A 23,045-nucleotide genomic window follows, 5' to 3' on the forward strand; every position below is an offset into this window, starting at 1 on the left:
TTTCATCATGTCATAACCTTATTCAGGTGGTTATAGCACGAGGGTTCCACCTCTTCCCATTCCGAACAGAGAAGTTAAGCCTCGTCACGCTGATGGTACTGCGTAACAGTGGGAGAGTAGGTAGCCGCCGTTTTTGAAGAAGCCTCGCTTGTCTATTTGATGAGCGAGGCTTTCTGTATTTATATACTTTTATAGGTGGTCTAAGAAAAAATTGCTATATTTGCCGCTGACAATTATTTTATTAAACGTTTAAAGCAAATTTGAAGGTATGAAAACTAAATTATTTTTGGCTGCTGTAGCCGTAACATTTTCTTTTGCAATGATGTCTTGTACTGGTAACAAAACGACTAACGCTGCTGCTGAAGGCGAAGAAGCAACTGTAGAAACTGTAGAAGCTGCTACTGTCGTTGAAGCTGATTCTTGCTGCCAGGCTAAAGATTCTTGTGCTGCTGCTTGTGATAAAAAAGCAGACTGCGAAAAAAAAGCTGATTGTGCAGAAAAGAAAGAATGCTGCAATAAGAAATAATCTATTGATTTAGAACGATAAGGCAAAAGGGGAACGGAGTAAACGAAATACTCTGTTCCCCCTTTTTTATTTGACGGAATATACCCCTCTGTTAGTGATATATTTTAGCTTATAATCGTGTTTAACTTATGAAATGAAATTTTATTCTATAAAAAAGTAACGTTTTATTTGGTGGTAACGAAATAATCTCTACCTTTGCACCGTCGAACCATAAAAAGAGACAAGAAATGAATCAGATGTTTGTACATATTCTACTATGCGGTATTATTATTCTACTATCAAAGGTTAGTGGAAGTGAGTGCTGCGCGTAAATGTGTATAATGAAGATATACGAAAGCCTTTCTCACTTCTACGTGTGAAAGGCTTTTTTTAATGCTAATAATTACATAATATAATAAGAATATGGACAATAGGTTATTTATTTTTGATACCACCCTCCGGGATGGAGAGCAGGTTCCGGGATGCCAGTTGAATACGGTAGAAAAGATTCAGGTAGCAAAGGCATTGGAAGCGCTGGGAGTAGACGTGATTGAAGCCGGATTCCCTATTTCAAGCCCGGGTGACTTTAACTCAGTAATTGAAATTTCTAAAGCGGTGACGTGGCCTACAATTTGTGCTTTGACACGTGCTGTTCAAAAAGATATTGATGTAGCTGTAGATGCACTGAAATTTGCAAAACATAAGCGTATCCATACAGGTATCGGTACTTCTGACTCGCACATTAAATATAAGTTTAACTCAAACCGTGAAGAGATTATCGAGCGGGCGGTAGCTGCCGTGAAATATGCCCGCCGTTTTGTAGACGATGTGGAGTTTTACGCAGAAGATGCCGGTCGTACGGATAACGAATATCTGGCACGTGTGGTAGAAGCTGTTATCAAGGCGGGAGCTACCGTGGTGAATATACCGGACACGACGGGTTATTGCCTGCCTTCGGAGTATGGTGCTAAGATTAAATACTTGATTGACCATGTAGATGGCATTGACAATGCAATCCTTTCTACTCATTGCCACAATGACTTGGGGATGGCTACTGCCAATACGATAGCAGGGGTTTTGAATGGTGCCCGCCAGGTGGAAGTCACCATCAACGGTATCGGCGAACGTGCCGGAAACACGGCACTCGAAGAAATCGCTATGATTATCAAGAGCCATCATGAAATCGACATTCTGACAAATATCAATACGCAGAAGATTTATCCTACCAGCCGCATGGTATCCAGCCTGATGAATATGCCGGTACAGCCGAACAAGGCTATTGTAGGGCGTAATGCTTTTGCTCACTCTTCGGGTATCCATCAGGATGGTGTGTTGAAGAATGTACAGACGTATGAGATTATCGACCCGCATGATGTAGGTATTGATGACAACTCTATCGTATTGACTGCCCGTAGCGGACGTGCTGCTTTGAAGAACCGTTTGACTATACTCGGGGTCGAACTGGAACAGGAAAAACTGGACAAGGTTTACGAAGAATTCTTGAAACTGGCTGATAAGAAGAAGGATATTAATGATGATGATATTCTGGTATTGGCAGGTGCAGACCGAAGTCAGAATCATCGCATCAAACTGGAATACTTGCAGGTGACAAGCGGTGTCGGTGTCCGTTCAGTAGCTAGCCTAGGATTGAATATCGCTGGTGAGAAGTTTGAAGGCTGCGCCAGTGGCAACGGTCCGGTAGATGCAGCTATCAAAGCATTGAAGAAAATTGTAGACCGTCATATGACGCTGAAAGAATTTACTATTCAGGCTATCAGCAAGGGAAGCGATGATGTAGGTAAGGTACATATGCAGGTGGAGTATGATAATCAGATTTATTATGGATTTGGAGCGAATACGGATATTATCGCCGCTTCGGTAGAAGCCTATATTGACTGTATCAACAAGTTCAAATCGTAAAAAACAGGCCGGTAACCGTATCGGCATTACAGAGATTGGCTAAAATAGAAAATAGTAATTAGTAAAATAGTAAATAAACAGATGAATACATTATTTGATAAGATATGGGACGCTCATGTGGTGACTACCGTGGAAGATGGTCCGACACAACTTTATATCGACCGTTTATATTGTCATGAAGTAACAAGCCCGCAAGCCTTTGCCGGATTGCGTGAACGCGGAATCGGAGTATTGCGTCCGGAAAAGGTGTTTTGTATGCCTGACCATAATACGCCGACTCACGATCAGGACAAACCGATTGAAGATCCGATTTCTAAGACTCAGGTGGATACTTTGACGCAGAATGCAAAAGATTTCGGTTTGGCACACTATGGTATGATGCATCCTAAGAATGGTATTATTCATGTGGTAGGTCCGGAACGTGGTCTGACTCTGCCGGGGATGACTATCGTTTGTGGTGACTCTCATACTTCTACCCATGGTGCGATGGGAGCGATTGCTTTCGGTATCGGAACGAGTGAAGTGGAAATGGTGCTGGCTTCGCAATGTATTCTTCAGTCAAGACCGAAAACAATGCGTATCACTGTAGACGGTGAATTAGGCAAGGGAGTGACTGCAAAAGATGTGGCTTTGTACATGATGTCCAAGATGACTACCAGTGGCGCTACCGGATACTTTGTGGAATATGCAGGTTCGGCTATCCGCAATCTGACTATGGAAGGACGCCTTACTCTCTGTAACCTTTCTATTGAAATGGGCGCACGTGGTGGCATGGTCGCTCCTGATGAAGTGACTTTTGAGTATATCAAAGGTCGTGAGAATGCTCCGAAGGGAGAAGAGTGGGAGAGTGCTTTGGCGTATTGGAAAACGTTGAAGAGTGATGATAACGCCGTATTTGATAAGGAAGTCCGCTTCAATGCTGCCGATATCGAGCCGATGATTACTTACGGAACGAATCCGGGTATGGGCATGGGTATCACTCAGCATATTCCTACTACTGAGGGCATGGGAGAAGCCGCTCAGGTTTCTTTCAAAAAATCACTGGATTATATGGGATTCGGGCCGGGCGAGTCTTTGCTGGGCAAGAAGATTGACTATGTATTCCTGGGTGCTTGTACAAACGGTCGTATCGAAGATTTCCGTGCGTTCGCTTCTCTGGTGAAAGGTCGCAAGAAAGCGGATAATGTGATTGCATGGCTGGTTCCGGGTTCCTGGATGGTGGATGCCCAGATTCGTAAAGAGGGTATTGACAAGATATTGGCTGAAGCCGGTTTCGCTATCCGTCAGCCGGGATGCTCTGCTTGCCTGGCGATGAATGATGACAAGATTCCGGCAGGAAAGTATTCGGTATCCACCAGTAACCGTAATTTCGAAGGCCGTCAGGGACCGGGTGCGCGTACATTGCTTGCCAGTCCGTTGGTAGCGGCTGCTGCGGCTGTGACAGGTGTGATTACCGACCCAAGGAAGCTGATGTGATTTCAATCGTAAATAGTAAATCTTTAAATAGTAAATATCAAGATGGCTAAGACTAAATTTAATATAATAACAAGTACTTGTGTACCCCTTCCCTTAGAAAATGTAGATACTGACCAGATTATTCCGGCACGTTTCCTGAAAGCGACCACCCGTGAAGAGAAATTCTTCGGTGATAACCTTTTTCGTGACTGGCGTTACAATGCCGACGGTAGCCTGAATAAGGATTTTGTGTTGAACAATCCTACTTATGGCGGACAGGTGTTGGTGGCAGGAAAGAACTTCGGTTCCGGTTCGAGCCGTGAACATGCAGCCTGGGCGATTGCCGGATATGGTTTCCGTGTGGTGGTTTCCAGTTTCTTTGCCGATATTCATAAGAATAACGAGTTGAACAACTTTGTGCTTCCGGTGGTTGTTACCGAAGGTTTTCTGCAGGAATTGTTCGATTCGATTGAAGCGGACCCGAAGATGGAAGTGGAAGTGAACCTTCCCGAACAGACCATCACCAACAAGGCGACAGGTAAAAGTGAACATTTCGAAATCAATGCTTACAAGAAACATTGTCTGATGAATGGATTGGACGATATAGATTTTCTGCTGAGCAATAAAGACAAAATAGAAGAATGGGAAAAGAAGGCGTGAAAATAGAAATCATGGACACGACGCTCCGTGATGGTGAACAGACCAGCGGAGTATCTTTTGTGCCTCATGAGAAACTAATGATCGCCCGTTTACTATTGGAAGATTTGAAAGTAGACCGGGTGGAGGTTGCTTCGGCACGAGTATCGGAGGGCGAGTTTAAAGCCGTGAAGATGATTTGTGACTGGGCGGCCCGGCGCAATCTGCTTCACAAGGTGGAAGTGCTGGGATTTGTAGACGGTCATACTTCAGTGGACTGGATACAGCGTACTGGCTGCCGTGTGATCAATCTTCTTTGCAAAGGTTCGCTGAAACATTGTACACAGCAACTGAAAAAGACTCTGGCAGAGCATCTGGCAGATGTCATTGACGTGGTGCACTATGCCGACGAACAGGATATCACTGTCAATGTTTATCTGGAGGACTGGAGCAACGGCATAAAGGATTCTCCCGAATATGTGTTCCAGTTGATGGATGGATTGAAAGATACGAGTATCAAGCGTTTCATGTTGCCCGATACTCTGGGAATCTTGAATCCGTTGCAAGTAATAGAGTATATGCGGAAGATGAAGAAGCGTTATCCACATACTCATTTCGATTTCCATGCACACAATGACTATGATTTGGCGGTGAGTAATGTGCTGGCAGCGGTATTGAGCGGTGTCAAAGGATTGCATACTACCATCAACGGACTGGGCGAACGGGCGGGCAATGCTCCTCTCGCAAGCGTGCAGGCTATTCTGAAAGACCATTTCAATGCGGTGACCAATATCGACGAAAGCCGCTTGAACGATGTCAGCCGGGTGGTGGAGTCGTATTCGGGTATCATGATACCTGCCAATAAGCCGATTGTAGGTGAGAATGTATTTACGCAAGTGGCAGGCGTGCATGCCGACGGCGACAATAAAAATAACCTGTATTGCAATGACCTGCTTCCCGAACGGTTCGGGCGGAAACGTGAATATGCGTTGGGAAAGACAAGCGGCAAGGCGAATATCCGCAAGAACCTCGAAGACCTCGGGCTGCAACTGGACGAAGACTCTATGCGCAAGGTGACGGAACGTATTATCGAATTGGGAGACAAGAAAGAACTGGTGACTCAGGAAGATTTGCCATATATTGTTTCCGATGTGCTGAAGCATGGTTCGATAGGCGAGAAGGTTAAACTGAAGAGTTATTTCGTGAATCTTGCCCATGGTTTGAAGCCGATGGCAACGTTGAAGATAGAAATAAACGGAAAAGAATACGAAGAAAGTTCGGGTGGAGACGGTCAGTATGATGCTTTCGTTCGTGCATTGCGTAAGATATATAAGGTGACGCTGGGACGCAAGTTCCCGATGCTGACCAATTATGCGGTGACAATCCCGCCCGGTGGGCGTACGGATGCGTTTGTGCAGACGGTAATCACATGGAGTTACGATGAACAGGTGTTCCGTACCCGTGGACTGGATGCCGACCAGACGGAGGCTGCCATCAAAGCTACTATGAAGATGCTCAATCTCATAGAAGACGAATATGAGAAAAATAACGATTAATGATTAACGATTAATGGTTAACGGGGAGCGAATTGTACTACGGTCTTTGGTTAATCACTAATCACTAATAAACTAAACATTAAATAACATGGATTTTAAAATTGCTGTATTAGCAGGCGACGGTATCGGACCGGAAATCTCTGTGCAAGGTGTAGAGGTGATGAGTGCCGTTTGCGAGAAGTTTGGTCACAAAGTGAATTACGATTATGCCATCTGTGGCGCCGACGCGATAGATAAAGTGGGTGATCCGTTCCCAGAAGCAACTTATCAGGTGTGTAAGGATGCGGACGCTGTATTGTTCTCTGCCGTAGGTGACCCGAAATTTGACAATGACCCTACTGCTAAAGTACGTCCCGAACAAGGTCTGCTGGCTATGCGTAAGAAACTGGGACTTTTCGCCAATATCCGTCCTGTACAGACATTCAAATGCCTGATTCACAAATCTCCATTGCGTGCGGAACTGGTGGAGAACGCTGATTTCATCTGCATCCGCGAATTGACCGGTGGTATGTATTTCGGTGAAAAGTATCAGGATAATGACAAAGCTTATGATACCAACTACTATACCCGTCCTGAAATCGAACGCATCCTGAAAGTGGCTTTCGAATATGCAATGAAGCGCAGAAAACACTTGACAGTGGTAGATAAGGCGAATGTGCTTGCTTCTTCACGTCTGTGGCGTCAGATTGCGCAGGAAATGGCTCCCAACTATCCGGAAGTAACGACTGACTATATGTTTGTGGACAATGCTGCCATGAAGATGGTTCAGGAACCGGCATTCTTCGATGTGATGGTTACTGAAAATACATTCGGGGATATTCTGACGGACGAAGGTTCGGTAATCAGCGGTTCTATGGGATTGCTTCCGTCTGCTTCTACCGGTGAGAGCACTCCGGTATTTGAACCTATTCACGGCTCATGGCCGCAGGCCAAAGGATTGAACATTGCTAATCCGTTGGCACAGATTCTTTCCGTAGCTATGCTGTTCGAGTATTTCGACCTGAAAGAAGAGGGGGCGTTGATTCGTAAAGCGGTAGACGCTTCTTTGGATGAGAATGTGCGTACGCCGGAAATCCAGGTTGCCGGTGGTGCCAAATACGGTACGAAAGAAGTAGGGCAGTGGATTGTTGACTATATTAAAAAGGCTTGATAATTTTTGGTAATCGAGAAAGTCTCATAAAGCAAAACAAAAAGCCTGGCATCGGAAACGGTGCCAGGCTTTTTTATTAATATATTTTTCTGTTTTACCAACTTTTAATCGTGGAATAGATAAGGATTCCGAGCACCGTCAGCAATCCTGTATAAATAGTGACTGATGTTTGCTTGATTTCATTTCTTCTCATGCGAGTGGATGGCTCTAAATAAACGGCTGCTTTATGAGCAATAGTACTGAACATCCATCCGCCGAATCCGCCGATGATACCGCCGACAAGTAAATCTCCGGGATAGTGTACCCCCAGATAAATGCGGGTATAGCAATTGAGTACAGCCCATGCTATGATAAAAAGACTTAGCCAGCGTTTGCGGAACGTACATATCACATACAGGGCAAGTCCGAATGAATTGGCGGCATGGCAGGATGGGAAACCGTAGCTTCCGCCGCGGTATCCATTTACGATATATACCATATCGACAATCGGATTTTCGAGGTTGGCGGGACGCAGGCGTGCTACAACCGGCCGGATAAGGCTGCTGCATATCTGGTCGGCAAAGGTGATGGTAAGGGCAATGGCTACCACATAACACAGCACTGCTTTCCAGTGAAAGTTTTTTAGTAAGATATACAGGATGGTAGCGTACATAGGCACCCAGATTATCTTTCCTGTAAAAGAAGTCATAAAGTAATCCCAAAAAGGGGAGTGGATACCATTGAAAGACAGGAAGATATTTGTATCTATCTCTGACAGGTATTTTATGAGGTCGGTGTTTACCATCATGCTTTATTGTTAAATTTTTGACGTCGCAAATATACAATAAAGAATAGGAAATTGTCTTATATAACCTTATAAATCTTCTGTTATTCCCTGTCTCTAGCGTTTTGCAAGGTCATCGTAGAGCTTTTGCAGGAACGCTTTTCCTTTTTCGAGGTTCGCTCCTTTTTCCGTGCCTTCGTCAAGCTGTACGGTATTGGCATCCAGATTATATACCAGTTGGTTTTCGGGGGTCACCATACCGAAGAAGTTCGGGCGGGTGAAGTATCCGAAATGTGGAGATGCCGGATTCATGATATCCTTACTGAAAGTAAATTCATCGTGTGGCAATCCCAGTTGGGAGAGCAGGGTGGCGGCAATATCAATTTGCGAAGCATAGGTATCTATGACACGAGGTTCTTTGATTGCTCCACCGAGCAGGATAAGCGGGATAGTCTGTCCGTCCAATGGGTTTTCTATCGGATAGGGATAAACTCCTTGATGATCCGGAACGAGTACAAACACAGTGTTTTTCCACTGTGGAAGTTCCTTGTATTGTTTGATGAAGTCGCCTACGCAACTATCAGCGTATGCGAAGGCGTTGAGTCCTTTATCATCCAGTCGGTGAAACGGAACTTTAAATGGTTCGTGGCTGCTTGAAGTCTGAACAAATTTCAGGAAAGGCTCTTTTTGTTTCTCTTCCTTCATATCTTTCAGCAGACGTTGGAACAGGACATGGTCATGTGCTCCCCATTTGCCTGTACGTTCGGATAGCGGGAAATCTTTATCGCAAACAATCTTTTCGATACCGGAAGATATGAGATAAGAGCGCATATTGGTAAAATCAGCGTCTCCGCCGTAGTAATAATCCAGGCTATATCCGGCGTTTTTCAGACTGCGCGGGATAGAGGGAAGTTTGTCTGTCTTTTCGGGATACTTCATGATACTGGTGCTCGGCTGTCCGGGATAAGCGCTGATGATAGATGCCAGTCCGCGGTCGGTTCGGAAACTGTTGGCGTAGAAATTACTGAATAAGATGCCTTCTTTTGCGAATTTATCCATATTGACCGCCACGTTGGGCTGCCCGCCGAATGTTTCCATCAAGTGTGTGGAGAAACTTTCGAGAATGATAAAGACGATATTCGGGCGTTGGGTGTTCAATAATTGTGGGATGCTGTCTGTTGCTGCGACAGGTTTGTCGAGCATTTCCGCAAATAACTCGTCCGCCACTTTCGGATCCATGAAGCGGTATTGCTTGTCGAAGTTAGTCTGATGGGTAGCAGAGTACATAAAGCTGAATGCCGGATTGATAGCAGCATGGTTCATCCGCTGGTCTTGGCTGAAATATACTTTGCTCAAGTTCATGGTCGATACGGTGAAACCGCCGCGGATAGGGATAAAGAGGGCGGCTGTCAGCAATAGAAGCGCGAGAGAGACATTTTGTCGCCGGTAAGGTATTTTCAACGGTTTTCTTTCACGGATAAGTACCATATAGAATATGCAGTATAAGAGGGAGGCATAGATGAGCATTGCCAGTATGCCTAGCAGGACAAACCCAAAGTTGACACTTGCCATAGCGTCTTTGGGCGAAGAAAAGAAGTAGAAAATGGGGGTGGCGTCCAGGCGGAATCCCCAAAAGCCGTATAATCCCAAGTCGATGATAAAGATACACGCCATGACGAAGGCTATTAAACCGAAGTAGACTTGCCGGATACGCCGGAGAATGGATGATTGCGTCCAGGCAGAAGCTATGAGTATCAGTCCCGGAATGGCTGTGAGATAACCTGCGAGGGATAAATCCAGAGGAAGGCCGTGCCACATGACGCTGAAATAGTTGCCGAAGGACACATCATTATATAGTTCATGGTAGTAAACCATGAAGATAGGTTTTTGAAGAACAAACAGAAGGACAAATAAAAAATAGGTCGTGAGAAATTGTATGATTCTCTTTTTCATATCTGTAAACTTAAAAAGATTGAACGGATACAAAGTTACTATACTTTTCATTATCTTTCTTATGATGTGATGTAAAACATACCTTTTTTTCCATATCTTTGCCGATATGTGACAAAAATGAAGTAGTGAAATGGCAAAGATTGCAAAGAAACTAACAGATTTAGTGGGGAATACCCCTTTGATGGAACTTTCCGGTTATAGCGAAAAGTATGGTCTTGAACAAAATATTATTGCCAAACTGGAGTCTTTTAACCCGGCGGGAAGTGTGAAAGACAGGGTGGCTCTTTCGATGATTGAAGATGCGGAAGCACGCGGAGTATTGAAATCCGGCGCAACAATTATTGAACCGACAAGTGGAAATACGGGTGTCGGACTGGCGATGGTGGCTACCATCAAAGGGTATCATCTGATATTGACCATGCCTGAGACGATGAGTCTGGAACGGCGGAATCTGTTGAAAGCGCTCGGTGCGGAAATTGTATTGACGGACGGACTGGGCGGGATGGCTGCTTCCATTGCCAAAGCGGAGGAGTTGCGCGACAGTATTCCCGGTTCGGTGATTCTGCAACAGTTTGAGAATCCTGCCAATGCTGCTGTTCATGAGCGTACGACAGGTGAAGAGATATGGCGGGATACGGACGGTGAAGTGGCGGTTTTCGTTGCCGGAGTAGGTACGGGCGGAACGATTTGCGGTGTGGCGCGTGCATTGAAGAAGCATAATTCGAATGTTTATATAGTAGCGGTGGAACCGGCAGCGTCTCCTATATTGGAAGGCGGACAGGCAGCTCCGCATCGTATTCAGGGAATAGGGGCAAACTTTATTCCGAAGTTGTATGATGCATCTGTGGTGGATGAAGTGATTGGTGTGCCCGATGATGAAGCGATTCGCGCAGGACGTGAATTGTCGGCTACGGAAGGGTTGCTAGCGGGAATTTCTTCGGGTGCGGCGGTGTATGCAGCGCGTCAGTTGGCGCAGCGTCCGGAATTTAAGAACAAAAAAATCGTAGCGTTGTTACCTGATACGGGAGAGCGTTATCTGTCTACCGAATTATTTGCATTTGACGCGTATCCGTTGGATTGATTCATTAATTATATCCCGAACTATATGGTAAGAATTATTATAGCATTACTCTTTTGTTTTCCGGTTGCCATCTGTGCGCAGACTTATCAGCAGTTGTCTGAAAGAGCAATCGAATGTATTGAGAACGATAGTCTTCCTCAAGCCGAAGAGCTTTTGATTAAAGCCTTGAAGATGGAACCGAAGAATGCGAAGAATGCGTTGCTTTTTTCTAATCTGGGCTTGGTGCAACGTCGGTTGGGAGAGTTTGACAAGGCACTCGAATCTTATTCTTTTGCACTGAACTTTGCTCCGTTGGCAGTTCCTATTCTGCTCGACCGTGCTGCCATTTATATGGAGATGGGAAAGACGGATCGTGCTTATACGGATTACTGCCAGGTGCTCGACGAGGATAAAAAGAATAAGGAAGCGTTGCTGATGCGTGCTTATATTTATGTGATACGCAGGGATTATCCGGCTGCACGGATAGATTATAACCGTTTGTTGGAGATTGACCCTCAGAGTTATAGCGGCTGTCTCGGGCTGGCTACTTTGGAGCAGAAAGAAGGGAAGTTCCGGGAAGCTCTTGAAATTCTGAACAAGATGATTGTGGGAAGCCCTGACGATGCAATGCTTTACATTGCCCGTGCCGATGTGGAGCGCGAGATGAAACACGATGACTTGGCATTGGTGGATTTGGAAGAAGCTATACGGTTGGATGCGTCATCAGCGGATGCTTATCTGTTGCGCGGAAATATCTATCTGGCTCAAAAGAAGAAGGCACTGGCTAAAACGGACTTTGAGAAGGCCATATCTTTGGGAGTACCGCCTGCGGATTTGCATGAACAACTTCGGCAATGCAAGTGATGTTATTCTTTTATTCCACAAACTGCTTTATCAGCTTAACGAAATCCTTTCCGTATTTCCTCTTTTTATATTCTCCGATACCACTGATTTCTCCAAACTCTTCAATAGTGGTAGGGCGTGAAATACTGAGCAAGTGTAAAACCTTGTCCGACAAAACAATATAGGCAGGTAGCGCTTCCTGGTCGGCAAGCTGTTTTCTCAACCCGCGCAATGCTTCGAACAAATCCTCGCTTTCGCCGCCTGTCGCACCGAAAGGAAGCTCTTTGACGATAACTACTTTCTTCTTTTTCCCTTTTCGGGTAGCTGCTTCCTCGTGGTGGATAACTGCCAATGTAGCTTGTGCCCTTCCGAAGAGAATATCGCTTCCGCTTGATGTTATCTTGAGATGGTTATTCTCATTATAAGCAATCTCGAAATAACCGAGTTGGAGCATCTGGAGCAGATAATCCTGCCAGTCACGAGGTGGAATGTCGCGTCCGGCACCAAAAGTTTTGAGTTCCTGGTATCCTTTTCCGGTCACTTCCACGGAGTAGTTTCCACGAAGAATATCAATCAATACGCCTGTGCTGATTTGTTGTTCCGCACGTGCGATGGCACTTAATGCTTTTTGTACAATGACCGTGCCGTCAAACCGTTGAGGGGGATTTTTACAGACATCGCAGTTGCCGCAGTCTTCGGTAGTTGTTTCTCCGAAATAACTCAGCAGGATTCTTCTCCGGCAAATATCCGCTTCCGCATACTGCTGCATACGTTGTAGCTTTTCAATATTGATGCTCTGCTGGTTACTCTCCGTAGCAAACTTGGTCAGCAATATCAAATCACCTAAAGAATAAAACAATACAGTGTCACTCGGCAAACCGTCACGTCCGGCACGTCCTATCTCCTGATAAAAACTTTCTATACTTTTAGGCAGGTTGTAGTGGATTACCCAACGGACATTCGACTTGTCAATACCCATGCCGAAAGCAATCGTGGCGCATACTACCTGAATCCGGTCATTGATAAAATCGTCCTGCGTCTCGTCCCTTTGCTGCGTAGACAATCCGGCATGATAAACCCCGCAACGAATCCCCTGCTTCTGCAACATCTGAGCCACTGCCTCCGTCTTGTTACGGCTCATGCAGTAAATAATCCCACTTGTTCCCTCATGGCGGCGGATAAATTCAAGGATAGCTTTGTTCTTTTCCTTTGCCTGGAATCCGCGCTTTACCGTCAGGCTGATATTGGGACGGTCGAAAGAGGATATAAAAGTACGGGGTTCGACAAGATGAAGTTGGCGAATGATGTCTCCGCGGGTAATTTTATCTGCGGTGGCAGTCAAAGCGATGATCGGCACTTGTGGAAATTGTTGGCGGAGAACTCTTATTTGAGTATATTCCGGGCGAAAATCGTGTCCCCATTGCGAAATACAATGGGCTTCATCAATAGCGAACAGGGAAATATGCATATCTCGCAATAAATAGTCTTTCTCCGCCAGCAATTTCTCCGGTGAAATGTAAAGCAGCTTCAACCTTCCTTCAATGCAGGCACGGCGCAGGTTGGCGTTTTCTGTTTCGTCATTACTGCTGTTCAACGCTCCGGCAGCAATTCCGTTTGCCAACAATGCCTCCACCTGGTCTTTCATTAATGAAATCAACGGGGATACTACAACGGCAGTGCCCTCACTAAGTAAGGCGGGAAGCTGGTAGCAGATGGACTTTCCCCCGCCAGTAGGCATTAGCACTAGTGCATCCTTCTTATGGAGGATGTGGCGGATGATGTCTTCTTGCAGGGGACGGAAACTGTCGTATCCGAAATATTTCTTTAGAGTTTCTCTCATGGACGCTTGTTTTAATTTGCTGCAAAGGTACGTTTTTCTTTCGCAATTCCCGCAATGTGTAGATTTCAGTTTCCGAGATGAAATATAAAAAGGTTAAAGTTTCTTATTATTCGAGCTTATTCCCTCTTTTTCAAGGTTTTTGATTGTTTTATTAGAAAAAAAATGCACAAAATAATTGTGTGTTTAAAAAAAAAGTAAGACATTTGTAACATGTAACGTTGCAAATATGCAATTATTAATAAATGAACAAACCCTAACCAGTTAATTCAATGAGTGATTTAGAGAACAAAAAATCGGAAGAAACTCCGAAAAAACGTCCCTACAATTTGAGGGAAAAGAAAGAAAAGAAGGCTGCATACAGGTCTTTAATCAGACCGGAATTGGCAGACGAGTTGTATGACAAGATTCTGAATATTATCGTTGTACAGAAGAAGTACAAAGATGCTGACTATTCAGCGAAAGACTTGGCAAAAGAGCTTAAGACGAATACTCGTTATCTTTCTGCAGTAGTGAACTCACGTTTCGGCATGAACTATTCTTGCCTGTTGAATGAATACAGAGTAAAAGATGCTTTGCATTTATTGACGGATAAGCGTTATGCCGACAAAAATGTGGAAGAGATTAGCGCTATGGTTGGCTTTGCAAATCGTCAATCTTTTTACGCTGCATTTTACAAAAACGTAGGTGAGACTCCTAACGGATACCGCAAAAAACATTTGGAAAACAAAAAGTAATTGCGCATACCGAGATTAATCGAAAGGAATTACCTCTAAATGAAAGATTTTGGAGATGATTCCTTTTCTTGTTTTAATTAATCAACACTAGCATTATGAATAAACATCTTATTTCAATGGCGGTAGCCGCCACGATTCTGACATCGTGCGGCGGAGCCAAAACAACAACTGCCGAGGCAGATAAATTTGATTATACAGTGGAACAATTTGCAGACTTACAGATTTTGCGTTATAAAGTCCCCGGCTTTGAGGAACTGACGCTGAAGCAGAAAGAACTGGTTTATTACCTGACAGAGGCTGCTCTGGAAGGAAGGGATATTCTGTTTGACCAGAATGGAAAATATAATTTGAGAATTCGTCGGATGCTCGAAGCGGTATATACGAACTATCAGGGAGACAAGACAACTCCTGATTTCAAGAACATGGAAGTGTACTTGAAAAGGGTATGGTTCTCCAATGGTATTCATCATCATTATGGCACGGAGAAATTTGTACCCGGTTTCTCGCAGGATTTCTTGAAGCAGGCTGTGCTCGGGCTTGATGCCAAACAACTTCCATTGGCAGAAGGACAGACTGCCGGGCAGCTTTGCGACGAACTCTTCCCGGTTATCTTTGATCCGGCTGTCATGCCGAAACGAGTGAACCAGGCAGATGGCGAGGATCTTGTACTGACTTCCGCTTGCAATTACTACGACGGGGTGACGCAGAAGGAAGCGGAAAGTTTCTATAATGAGATGAAAGACCCGAAAGATGAAACTCCGGTCTCGTATGGTTTGAACAGCCGTTTGGTAAAAGAGAACGGCAAGTTGCAGGAAAAAACATGGAAGGTAGGCGGACTCTATACGCAGGCTATCGAGAAAATCGTTTATTGGTTGAAGAAAGCGGAAGGGGTAGCGGAGAACGATGCGCAGAAAGCGGTTATCGCCAAACTGATCCGGTTCTATGAAACCGGCAGTTTGAAAGATTTCGACGAATATGCCATCCTTTGGGTGAAAGACTTGGATTCACGAATCGACTTTGTGAATGGATTCACGGAAAGTTATGGCGACCCGCTAGGAATGAAAGCTAGCTGGGAGTCATTGGTGAACTTCAAGGATATAGAGTCTACGCACCGTACGGAGATTATCAGCAGTAACGCGCAGTGGTTCGAGGACCATTCGCCGGTGGACAAGGCTTTCAAGAAAGACGAAGTGAAGGGGGTATCGGCGAAAGTTATCACCGCTGCTATCCTTGCGGGTGATCTCTATCCGGCAACCGCTATCGGTATCAATCTGCCGAATGCCAATTGGATTCGTGCGCATCACGGTTCCAAGTCGGTGACTATCGGCAATATCACGGATGCCTATAACAAGGCGGCTCATGGAAACGGATTCAATGAAGAGTTTGTTTATAGCGATGCGGAAAGGCTATTGATTGATACTTATGCTGACCTGACGGATGAACTGCACACTGACCTGCACGAATGTTTGGGACACGGTTCAGGTAAGTTGCTTCCGGGGGTAGACCCTGACGCATTGAAAGCTTACGGCTCTACAATTGAAGAAGCGCGTGCCGACTTGTTTGGTTTGTATTACGTAGCTGACCCGAAACTGGTGGAACTGAAGCTTCTCTCTTCTCCCGAAGCTTACAAGGCTCAGTATTATACGTATCTGATGAACGGTCTGATGACGCAGTTGGTACGTATCGAACCGGGAAACACGGTGGAAGAAGCTCATATGCGTAACCGCCAGTTAATCGCCCGTTGGGTATTCGAAAAAGGGGCAGCTGATAAAGTTGTGGAACTGGTGAAGAAAGACGGAAAGACATATGTCGTTATCAATGACTATGAGAAAGTACGTGAACTGTTCGGTGAATTGCTGGCCGAAATTCAGCGTATCAAGTCGACAGGCGATTTCGAAGCTGCCCGTTCATTGGTAGAAAACTACGCAGTAAAGGTAGACCCGACTTTGCATGCAGAAATATTGGAGCGTTATAAGAAACTGAACCTGGCTCCGTATAAAGGCTTTGTAAATCCGAAATATGAATTGGTGACAGACGAAAATGGAAACATTACCGATGTCACGGTAGCTTATGACGAAGGTTATGTGGAACAAATGCTGCGTTACAGCAAGGATTATTCTCCGCTTCCTTCGGTAAACAACTAATCTGAAAATGGATATTAGAGAACAACTCAAAGATATCAAAACACAGCTCCGTCTCTCAATGAACGGGGCTGTGTCCCAAAGTATGCGCGAGAAAGGGCTGGTGTACAAACTTAATTTCGGAGTGGAACTGCCCCGCATCAAAATGATTGCCGAAGGTTACGAAAAGAATCACGACCTGGCGCAAGCCTTATGGAAAGAGGAGATTCGCGAATGTAAGATTTTGGCAGGCATGCTCCAACCGGTTGAGACATTCTATCCCGAGATTGCTGATATTTGGGTGGAAGACATCCGGAATATTGAAATCGCGGAGCTGACTTGTATGAACCTTTTCCAAAATCTGCCGTATGCTCCTGCCAAGTCTTTTCACTGGATTGCCGATGAACGCGAGTATATACAGACCTGTGGCTTCCTGACTGCTGCCCGGCTTCTGATGAAGAAAGGGGATATGACCGAACGGGCTTCCGGCGAACTGCTCGACCAGGCTATGTGTAGTGTTCATTCCGAGAGTTATCATGTGCGGAATGCCGCTTTGCTGGTGATTCGAAAATATATGCAGCACAGTGAAGAGCATGCTTTCCTGGTGTGCCGCATGGTGGAAGGAATGGGGGATTCTGCCGTAGAAGCCGAACAGATGCTTTATAATATGGTGAAAGTGGAGACGGAATGACTACTCTAATAAATATCAAAGAAATCCTTTTGCGTTCCGCAAAAAAGGCTTAACTTTGTTCGCGCTAATTTTGGCTGATGATGGAAACTCAAAACGTGAAAGATACAGTAAGGCAGATATTCACGGAATATCTCACAGCGAACGGGCATCGTAAGACTCCTGAACGCTACGCCATACTTGATACAATCTATTCTATCGACGGCCATTTCGATATAGACATGCTTTATTCACGGATGATGGACCAGGAGAATTTCCGGGTGAGCCGGGCAACCCTCTACAACACCATTATCCTTCTTATCAATGCACGGCTGGTCATCAAGCACCAGTTCGGAACTTCCTCCCAATACGAAAAATCATATAACCGCGAGACGCATCATCATCAGATATGTACGCAATGTGGTAAAGTGACCGAGTTTCAGAACGAGGATTTGCAGCATGCCATTGAAAATACGAAACTAAGCCGATTCCAACTTTCGCATTACTCCTTATATATATATGGAATATGCAGCAAGTGCGACAGAGCTAACAAAAGGAAGAAAGTTAATAACAACAATAAAAAATAAACATGAAAGTAGATGTTCTTTTAGGATTACAATGGGGCGACGAAGGTAAAGGAAAAGTAGTCGACGTTTTAACACCTAAGTACGATGTGGTTGCCCGTTTCCAGGGCGGCCCGAATGCCGGTCATACACTTGAGTTCGAGGGACAGAAGTATGTGCTTCGTTCTATTCCTTCCGGTATTTTTCAGGGAAACAAGGTAAACATCATCGGTAATGGTGTGGTACTTGATCCGGCACTGTTCAAAGCAGAGGCTGAGGCGCTTGAAGCATCAGGGCATCCGTTGAAAGAACGTTTGCACATCTCAAAGAAAGCTCATCTTATTCTTCCGACACACCGCATCCTCGATGCTGCTTACGAAGCTGCCAAGGGTGACGCTAAAGTAGGAACTACCGGTAAGGGTATCGGTCCTACTTATACGGATAAGGTTAGCCGTAACGGTGTCCGTGTAGGTGATATCCTCCACAACTTCGAACAAAAATATGCTGCTGCAAAAGCACGTCACGAACAAATCCTGAAGAGTCTGAACTATGAGTATGACTTGACGGAACTGGAAAAGGCATGGCTGGAAGGCATCGAATATCTGAAACAATTCCATTTTGTAGACAGCGAACATGAAGTGAATAACCTGTTGAAGGATGGTAAGAGCGTTCTTTGTGAAGGTGCTCAAGGTACTATGCTCGACATTGATTTCGGTTCGTATCCGTTCGTTACTTCTTCCAATACTGTTTGCGCAGGTGCTTGCACCGGACTGGGAGTGGCTCCCAATCGTATCGGCGAAGTATATGGTATCTTCAAGGCATATTGTACACGTGTAGGCGCAGGTCCGTTCCCATCGGAACTGTTCGATGAGACAGGCGACAAGATGTGTACATTGGGACATGAGTTCGGTTCGGTGACAGGGCGTAAACGCCGTTGCGGGTGGATTGACCTGGTAGCGTTGAAGTATTCTGTTATGATAAACGGGGTTACCAAATTGATTATGATGAAGAGCGATGTGCTCGATACTTTCGATACTATCAAAGCTTGCGTAGCTTATAAAGTGGGTGGCGAGGAAATCGATTACTTCCCGTATGACATCACTGACGGCGTAGAACCTGTGTATGCGGAACTTCCGGGCTGGAAAACAGATATGACGAAGATGCAAAGCGAGGATGAATTTCCGGAAGAGTTCAACGCTTATCTGACTTTCTTGGAAGAACAGCTTGGCGTGGAAATCAAGATTGTATCTGTAGGACCGGACAGGGCACAGACTATCGAACGTTATACTGAAGAATAACAATCTAGTAATTATATAGGGGGAAGGCGGAGTTTTTTTTATCTCCGCCTTTCTTTATTCAAACCTTTTGTTGTCTATTTTAAAATACACATAAATAATCGCGCTTATGAAAACACGTTTTATTACTTTTCTTTTGTTGCTCGCAATGGGCGTTAGTGCATTTGCACAGTCTTCTTCTTATCAACCCACCGAAGAGAACCTGAAAGCACGTCAGGAATTCCAGGACAATAAGTTTGGTATTTTCCTTCATTGGGGATTGTATGCCATGCTCGCTACTGGTGAGTGGACTATGACAAATAATAATCTGGATTATAAAGAATATGCCAAACTGGCAGGCGGTTTCTATCCTTCCAAGTTTGATGCGGACAAATGGGTAGAGGCTATCAAGGCTTCGGGAGCGAAATATATCTGTTTCACTACCCGTCATCACGAGGGATTTTCTATGTTCGATACCAAATATTCGGACTATAATGTAGTCAAGGCTACTCCTTTCAAGCGTGACATCGTGAAAGAACTGGCAGCCGCTTGTGCGAAACATGGAATCAAACTTCATTTCTACTATTCGCATCTCGACTGGGTGCGCGAAGATTATCCCTGGGGACGTACAGGACGGGGAACAGGACGCCCCAATCCGAAAGGGGATTGGAAAAGCTATTATCAGTTCATGAATAACCAATTGACGGAATTGCTGACGAATTACGGTCCGATAGGTGCTATTTGGTTTGATGGATGGTGGGATCAGGACAATAATAAGAATTTCGATTGGGAACTACCTGAACAATACGCATTGATTCATAAGCTCCAGCCGGGATGCCTTATCGGTAACAATCATCATCAGACGCCTTTTGCAGGTGAAGATATTCAGATTTTCGAACGTGACCTGCCAGGTGAAAATTCAGCGGGACTTTCGGGACAGGAGATCAGCCGCCTGCCTTTAGAGACTTGTGAAACAATGAATGGTATGTGGGGGTATAAGATTACCGACCAGAATTATAAATCAACAAAGACATTGATTCATTATTTGGTGAAGGCAGCCGGTAAAAATGCCAATCTCTTGATGAATATCGGTCCTCAACCCGATGGTGAGCTTCCTGCGGTAGCTGTACAACGCTTGGCAGAAATGGGAGAGTGGATGAAGCAGTATGGCGAAACTATCTACGGAACACGCAGCGGTGAAGTTGCCCCGCATGACTGGGGAGTGACGACGCAGAAAGGCAATAAGCTCTATGTGCATATCCTCAATCTGAAAGATAAAGCGTTGTTCTTGCCTTTGGCAGATAAGAAAGTGAAGAAAGCGGTGCTGTTCAAAGACCAGTCCCCGATTCGCTTTACCAAAACGAAAGCAGGTGTTGTGCTGGAGTTTGCTGATGTGCCGAAAGATATTGACTATGTAGTAGAACTAACAATTGACTAATTTTTAGATAATTCTTCATAAAAGCAAGGGGAAACTATCCTGACATTGGTAGTTTCCCTTTATTTTTGGCAAACTATTTGTTTATATAGATATAGAGTAATAATTAAAATGAAAAGTATATGATGTCTTATTGGGTATTATTTATTGGAATTGCCGTAGTAAGTTGGTTGGTACAGATGAATTTGCAGAACAAGTTCAAGAAGTACTCCAAGATTCCTACCGGAAACGGCATGACAGGACGCGACGTAGCTTTGAAGATGTTGCATGACAATGGAATTTATGATGTGCAGGTGACACATACGCCTGGGCAGTTGACCGACCACTATAATCCGACTAACAAAACGGTGAATTTGAGTGAAGGGGTGTATGAAAGCAATAGTATTATGGCGGCTGCCGTAGCAGCTCACGAATGTGGACATGCTGTGCAACATGCGCGTATGTATGCTCCTTTGAAGATGCGTAGTGCGCTGGTTCCGGTGGTGAACTTTGCCTCTTCCATTATGACATGGGTTCTGTTGGGTGGTATCTTGATGGTAAATACTTTCCCGCAATTGCTGCTGGCAGGTATTATCCTGTTTGCCATGACTACCCTGTTCAGCTTTATCACGCTGCCGGTGGAAATCAATGCAAGTAAGCGTGCGTTGGTATGGTTGAGTTCATCCGGCATTACTAATTCGTACAATCATGCACAGGCTGAAGATGCTCTTCGTTCTGCTGCTTATACGTATGTAGTTGCCGCATTGGGTTCATTGGCTACATTGGTTTACTATATCATGATTTTCATGGGTAGAAGAGATTAAGAAACGAAAAAGGGGAGTATGTAGGTTTTGCACGGATTCCTCTATATAAAACAGAACGTCTCCATAGCATTGTCAATGCTATGGAGACGTTCTGTTTTATATGCTGATTTTTTTAATTATTCCTTTTATTCGTAATAAGTATATTCTCTTTCTTCGTATAGTACGGGTTTGTCATCAATAAACTTGATGCGTTTTTTCCAGTTGCCATGCTTGTCATTATAGAATTTATATACGAATTTTACAGGCGGTTCATTATTTACCGCTTCCGTACCGGAAATAACCTCGCCGCGGGTACTATATTGATAAGTATAACTCCGTTCGTTTTCGGGAGTACCTATTTTTTCCTCAACGATTCTGCCTTTGGTATTCCATATGCGGGTTATCGGTTGAAATTCCGTCTCCTTGGCTTCTGCCGGGGCAACTAGTATTTGTTTCATAATCAGATTACCGTATGGGTCATACTGCTTGCGGATGTCACTGTATTTTGAACCGTCTTTGCCAAAGCATAATTCAGCAATACAATTGCCTTCTCCGTCATAACGGAAAATCGTCTTGCGCAGCATTTCATTGTTGGCATCCAGCAGGGATTTGCTTTTCACCCTACCGTCATCGTTGTATGTCAATAACGAAGTACTTTCTATTTTGGCGTTGGGTAATTTTTCTATCTCCTTTTCTACGTTTCCATTAGTGTCATATACATATTCGGTACTACCTGCCGGTATGCCTGCGTCCGTGAAATGTGAAACCATTGTCTTTCGTCCGTTCCTGTCAAATTTACAGATGAAGAAATTCCCTTTCTTCTGTCCTCTGTTGATGATGTCGGGGCCGTTGGGAAGTGCTATATACGAAGTCTGGTGCACGGTCTTCACTTTCCCTTGAAGTAATAGTTCTTTCCAGTCTGTGTCTTCTGTTCCGGCATATTCGATGGCACGCATGACGATATATTCCGGGTTGGGACCATTGTATTCTATACGTTTGGTCCAGTTGCCGTACTGGTCATAAGATATATCCACCCTTTTGCTTTTGGGAGCTTTATATCGTGCAAATTTCCCTTCCGAGTAGGGCTTTAACGGTATTGTGTCTTTTTTTTGCAGTTTCCTGTTGCCGGGATTGCCATTACTGTTCAGTGTACTTTCTTCAATGACTTCTGTGACCTGCCCTTCATCATTGTAGAGGATATTCACCGCTTCACGGTATGTTCTTCCTTTAGGCTCTTTTAAAGAGTAGATTACTCCTGCATATATCCTTTGTGTGATTAGTCCGGTCTCATTGCGTATAATAGTGTCTATACCTACTACAGTCCGTTGGGCATTAAGTTTCTTCTTGCCGTCCATCCTGCCTTGTGCATCATAATGGTATTGATAGACGTTGCTGACTCCACCTTTTTCGATAGAGGCGATGACTTCCTCTACTACATTTCCATCTTTATCGTAAACGAAGATAATCTTGCTGTCGGCGCTTCCGTCCGGCTTTAGTGAGTTCTCTGCTATCTTTCTTCCGTTACGGTCATATCTTACAAAATGAATTTGGTCGACGACGGCACCTGCTGCCCATGTGGTATCTTTTTGTATGGCTTGGTGTACCGTAGTACGGGTACTTTTGAAAGGTGGGGTATCTTGGATATTGTTTTGTGCCAGTATCGGCATCGTTAAAAGTGAAGCAGTAATAAAAAGAACTTTCATCTTTTTCATTGAGTAAACAGTAGTTGTATTCATCATATTTCCGGTCTTTAAAGTTTTCCAAAGTGTTATGGCGCTATCTGTTTGGA

At 44.6% G+C, this 23,045-nt stretch carries 19 protein-coding genes and 1 rRNA gene; 16 read left to right on the forward strand and 4 right to left on the reverse strand.

All coding sequences use genetic code 11. The features are described 5' to 3' along the window. The first annotated feature begins 22 nt into the window (after positions 1-22). The 7 genes from rrf to leuB all read left to right on the forward strand — a co-directional run bounded on the left by rrf (position 23) and on the right by leuB (position 7,222). Positions 23-133 (forward strand): 5S ribosomal RNA (rrf, locus tag CLIN57ABFB40_RS02010). Positions 134-268: 135 nt separating this feature from the next. Next, on the forward strand, positions 269-526 hold the full coding sequence (locus CLIN57ABFB40_RS02015) for a hypothetical protein (protein ID WP_175628663.1): 258 nt from the start codon (positions 269-271) through the stop codon (positions 524-526). 402 nt (positions 527-928) lie between these two features. Then, positions 929-2,425: a 2-isopropylmalate synthase gene (locus CLIN57ABFB40_RS02020; protein ID WP_175628664.1), complete on the forward strand. Its 1,497-nt coding sequence runs from the start codon at positions 929-931 to the stop codon at positions 2,423-2,425. A gap of 81 nt (positions 2,426-2,506) precedes the next feature. Further along, positions 2,507-3,901, forward strand: coding sequence for a 3-isopropylmalate dehydratase large subunit (leuC, locus tag CLIN57ABFB40_RS02025; protein WP_175628665.1), 1,395 nt, complete (start codon positions 2,507-2,509; stop codon positions 3,899-3,901). 42 nt (positions 3,902-3,943) lie between these two features. Next, positions 3,944-4,540: a 3-isopropylmalate dehydratase small subunit gene (gene leuD, locus CLIN57ABFB40_RS02030; RefSeq protein WP_175628666.1), complete on the forward strand. Its 597-nt coding sequence runs from the start codon at positions 3,944-3,946 to the stop codon at positions 4,538-4,540. Beyond that, the gene (locus CLIN57ABFB40_RS02035) at positions 4,522-6,072 is read left to right on the forward strand and encodes an alpha-isopropylmalate synthase regulatory domain-containing protein (protein ID WP_175628667.1); all 1,551 of its coding nucleotides are present in this window, start codon (positions 4,522-4,524) and stop codon (positions 6,070-6,072) included. Before leuD ends, CLIN57ABFB40_RS02035 begins: the two co-directional genes overlap by 19 nt. 88 nt (positions 6,073-6,160) lie before the next feature. Then, on the forward strand, positions 6,161-7,222 hold the full coding sequence (gene leuB / locus CLIN57ABFB40_RS02040) for a 3-isopropylmalate dehydrogenase (RefSeq protein WP_175628668.1): 1,062 nt from the start codon (positions 6,161-6,163) through the stop codon (positions 7,220-7,222). 94 nt (positions 7,223-7,316) lie between these two features. On the opposite strand, the gene CLIN57ABFB40_RS02045 is transcribed toward leuB, so the two are convergent. Together CLIN57ABFB40_RS02045 and CLIN57ABFB40_RS02050 are read right to left on the reverse strand one after the other, a co-directional pair. Continuing rightward, the gene (locus tag CLIN57ABFB40_RS02045) at positions 7,317-8,006 is read right to left on the reverse strand and encodes a phosphatase PAP2 family protein (protein ID WP_175630321.1); all 690 of its coding nucleotides are present in this window, start codon (positions 8,004-8,006) and stop codon (positions 7,317-7,319) included. A 96-nt stretch (positions 8,007-8,102) separates the two neighbouring features. Next, positions 8,103-9,938, reverse strand: coding sequence for an LTA synthase family protein (locus CLIN57ABFB40_RS02050; protein ID WP_175628669.1), 1,836 nt, complete (start codon positions 9,936-9,938; stop codon positions 8,103-8,105). Between the two features lie 130 nt (positions 9,939-10,068). Here CLIN57ABFB40_RS02050 and cysK point away from each other — a divergent pair, with 130 nt between their 5' ends. Together cysK and CLIN57ABFB40_RS02060 are read left to right on the forward strand one after the other, a co-directional pair. Next, entirely contained in the window at positions 10,069-11,019 is a 951-nt protein-coding gene (gene cysK / locus CLIN57ABFB40_RS02055; RefSeq protein WP_175628670.1) for a cysteine synthase A, read from the forward strand. 24 nt (positions 11,020-11,043) lie between these two features. Further along, complete coding sequence (locus CLIN57ABFB40_RS02060; protein ID WP_175628671.1) at positions 11,044-11,862, forward strand: tetratricopeptide repeat protein; 819 nt, start codon at positions 11,044-11,046, stop codon at positions 11,860-11,862. Between the two features lie 10 nt (positions 11,863-11,872). Here the strand turns inward: CLIN57ABFB40_RS02060 and recQ are convergent, their stop codons facing one another. Further along, entirely contained in the window at positions 11,873-13,681 is a 1,809-nt protein-coding gene (gene recQ, locus CLIN57ABFB40_RS02065; protein ID WP_175628672.1) for a DNA helicase RecQ, read from the reverse strand. 269 nt (positions 13,682-13,950) lie between these two features. Between recQ and CLIN57ABFB40_RS02070 the strand changes: the two genes are divergently transcribed. The 7 genes from CLIN57ABFB40_RS02070 (at position 13,951) to CLIN57ABFB40_RS02100 (ending at position 21,277) form a co-directional block, all read left to right on the forward strand. After that, complete coding sequence (locus tag CLIN57ABFB40_RS02070) at positions 13,951-14,415, forward strand: helix-turn-helix domain-containing protein (protein ID WP_167966763.1); 465 nt, start codon at positions 13,951-13,953, stop codon at positions 14,413-14,415. Positions 14,416-14,510: 95 nt separating this feature from the next. Further along, the gene (locus CLIN57ABFB40_RS02075; protein ID WP_175628673.1) at positions 14,511-16,559 is read left to right on the forward strand and encodes a dipeptidyl-peptidase 3 family protein; all 2,049 of its coding nucleotides are present in this window, start codon (positions 14,511-14,513) and stop codon (positions 16,557-16,559) included. 7 nt (positions 16,560-16,566) lie between these two features. Then, entirely contained in the window at positions 16,567-17,226 is a 660-nt protein-coding gene (locus tag CLIN57ABFB40_RS02080) for a DNA alkylation repair protein (RefSeq protein ID WP_175628674.1), read from the forward strand. Between the two features lie 80 nt (positions 17,227-17,306). Further along, a complete protein-coding gene (locus CLIN57ABFB40_RS02085) occupies positions 17,307-17,789 on the forward strand; it encodes a Fur family transcriptional regulator (RefSeq protein ID WP_175630322.1) in 483 nt (160 codons plus the stop codon). Between the two features lie 2 nt (positions 17,790-17,791). Then, positions 17,792-19,063, forward strand: coding sequence for an adenylosuccinate synthase (locus CLIN57ABFB40_RS02090; protein ID WP_175628675.1), 1,272 nt, complete (start codon positions 17,792-17,794; stop codon positions 19,061-19,063). 106 nt (positions 19,064-19,169) lie between these two features. Then, positions 19,170-20,477: an alpha-L-fucosidase gene (locus CLIN57ABFB40_RS02095; protein WP_175628676.1), complete on the forward strand. Its 1,308-nt coding sequence runs from the start codon at positions 19,170-19,172 to the stop codon at positions 20,475-20,477. Between the two features lie 119 nt (positions 20,478-20,596). Then, positions 20,597-21,277 (forward strand): zinc metallopeptidase, encoded by a 681-nt coding sequence (locus tag CLIN57ABFB40_RS02100; RefSeq protein WP_024988134.1) that lies wholly within the window; start codon positions 20,597-20,599, stop codon positions 21,275-21,277. 125 nt (positions 21,278-21,402) lie between these two features. On the opposite strand, the gene CLIN57ABFB40_RS02105 is transcribed toward CLIN57ABFB40_RS02100, so the two are convergent. Beyond that, the gene (locus CLIN57ABFB40_RS02105; protein WP_175628677.1) at positions 21,403-22,995 is read right to left on the reverse strand and encodes a hypothetical protein; all 1,593 of its coding nucleotides are present in this window, start codon (positions 22,993-22,995) and stop codon (positions 21,403-21,405) included. Positions 22,996-23,045 lie beyond the last annotated feature (50 nt).

Origin of the sequence: Bacteroides acidifaciens (assembly GCF_903181435.1) — a bacterium.
Taxonomy (GTDB): domain Bacteria; phylum Bacteroidota; class Bacteroidia; order Bacteroidales; family Bacteroidaceae; genus Bacteroides.

Bases quoted from the DNA above. Each gene is read 5' to 3' on its own strand.
- CLIN57ABFB40_RS02015 (WP_175628663.1), top strand. From the start codon at position 269: ATGAAAACTAAATTATTTTTGGCTGCTGTAGCCGTAACATTTTCTTTT.
- CLIN57ABFB40_RS02020 (WP_175628664.1), top strand. From the start codon at position 929: ATGGACAATAGGTTATTTATTTTTGATACCACCCTCCGGGATGGAGAG.
- leuC (WP_175628665.1), top strand. From the start codon at position 2,507: ATGAATACATTATTTGATAAGATATGGGACGCTCATGTGGTGACTACC.
- leuD (WP_175628666.1), top strand. From the start codon at position 3,944: ATGGCTAAGACTAAATTTAATATAATAACAAGTACTTGTGTACCCCTT.
- CLIN57ABFB40_RS02035 (WP_175628667.1), top strand. From the start codon at position 4,522: ATGGGAAAAGAAGGCGTGAAAATAGAAATCATGGACACGACGCTCCGT.
- leuB (WP_175628668.1), top strand. From the start codon at position 6,161: ATGGATTTTAAAATTGCTGTATTAGCAGGCGACGGTATCGGACCGGAA.
- CLIN57ABFB40_RS02045 (WP_175630321.1), bottom strand. From the start codon at position 8,006: ATGGTAAACACCGACCTCATAAAATACCTGTCAGAGATAGATACAAAT.
- CLIN57ABFB40_RS02050 (WP_175628669.1), bottom strand. From the start codon at position 9,938: ATGAAAAAGAGAATCATACAATTTCTCACGACCTATTTTTTATTTGTC.
- cysK (WP_175628670.1), top strand. From the start codon at position 10,069: ATGGCAAAGATTGCAAAGAAACTAACAGATTTAGTGGGGAATACCCCT.
- CLIN57ABFB40_RS02060 (WP_175628671.1), top strand. From the start codon at position 11,044: ATGGTAAGAATTATTATAGCATTACTCTTTTGTTTTCCGGTTGCCATC.
- recQ (WP_175628672.1), bottom strand. From the start codon at position 13,681: ATGAGAGAAACTCTAAAGAAATATTTCGGATACGACAGTTTCCGTCCC.
- CLIN57ABFB40_RS02070 (WP_167966763.1), top strand. From the start codon at position 13,951: ATGAGTGATTTAGAGAACAAAAAATCGGAAGAAACTCCGAAAAAACGT.
- CLIN57ABFB40_RS02075 (WP_175628673.1), top strand. From the start codon at position 14,511: ATGAATAAACATCTTATTTCAATGGCGGTAGCCGCCACGATTCTGACA.
- CLIN57ABFB40_RS02080 (WP_175628674.1), top strand. From the start codon at position 16,567: ATGGATATTAGAGAACAACTCAAAGATATCAAAACACAGCTCCGTCTC.
- CLIN57ABFB40_RS02085 (WP_175630322.1), top strand. From the start codon at position 17,307: ATGGAAACTCAAAACGTGAAAGATACAGTAAGGCAGATATTCACGGAA.
- CLIN57ABFB40_RS02090 (WP_175628675.1), top strand. From the start codon at position 17,792: ATGAAAGTAGATGTTCTTTTAGGATTACAATGGGGCGACGAAGGTAAA.
- CLIN57ABFB40_RS02095 (WP_175628676.1), top strand. From the start codon at position 19,170: ATGAAAACACGTTTTATTACTTTTCTTTTGTTGCTCGCAATGGGCGTT.
- CLIN57ABFB40_RS02100 (WP_024988134.1), top strand. From the start codon at position 20,597: ATGATGTCTTATTGGGTATTATTTATTGGAATTGCCGTAGTAAGTTGG.
- CLIN57ABFB40_RS02105 (WP_175628677.1), bottom strand. From the start codon at position 22,995: ATGATGAATACAACTACTGTTTACTCAATGAAAAAGATGAAAGTTCTT.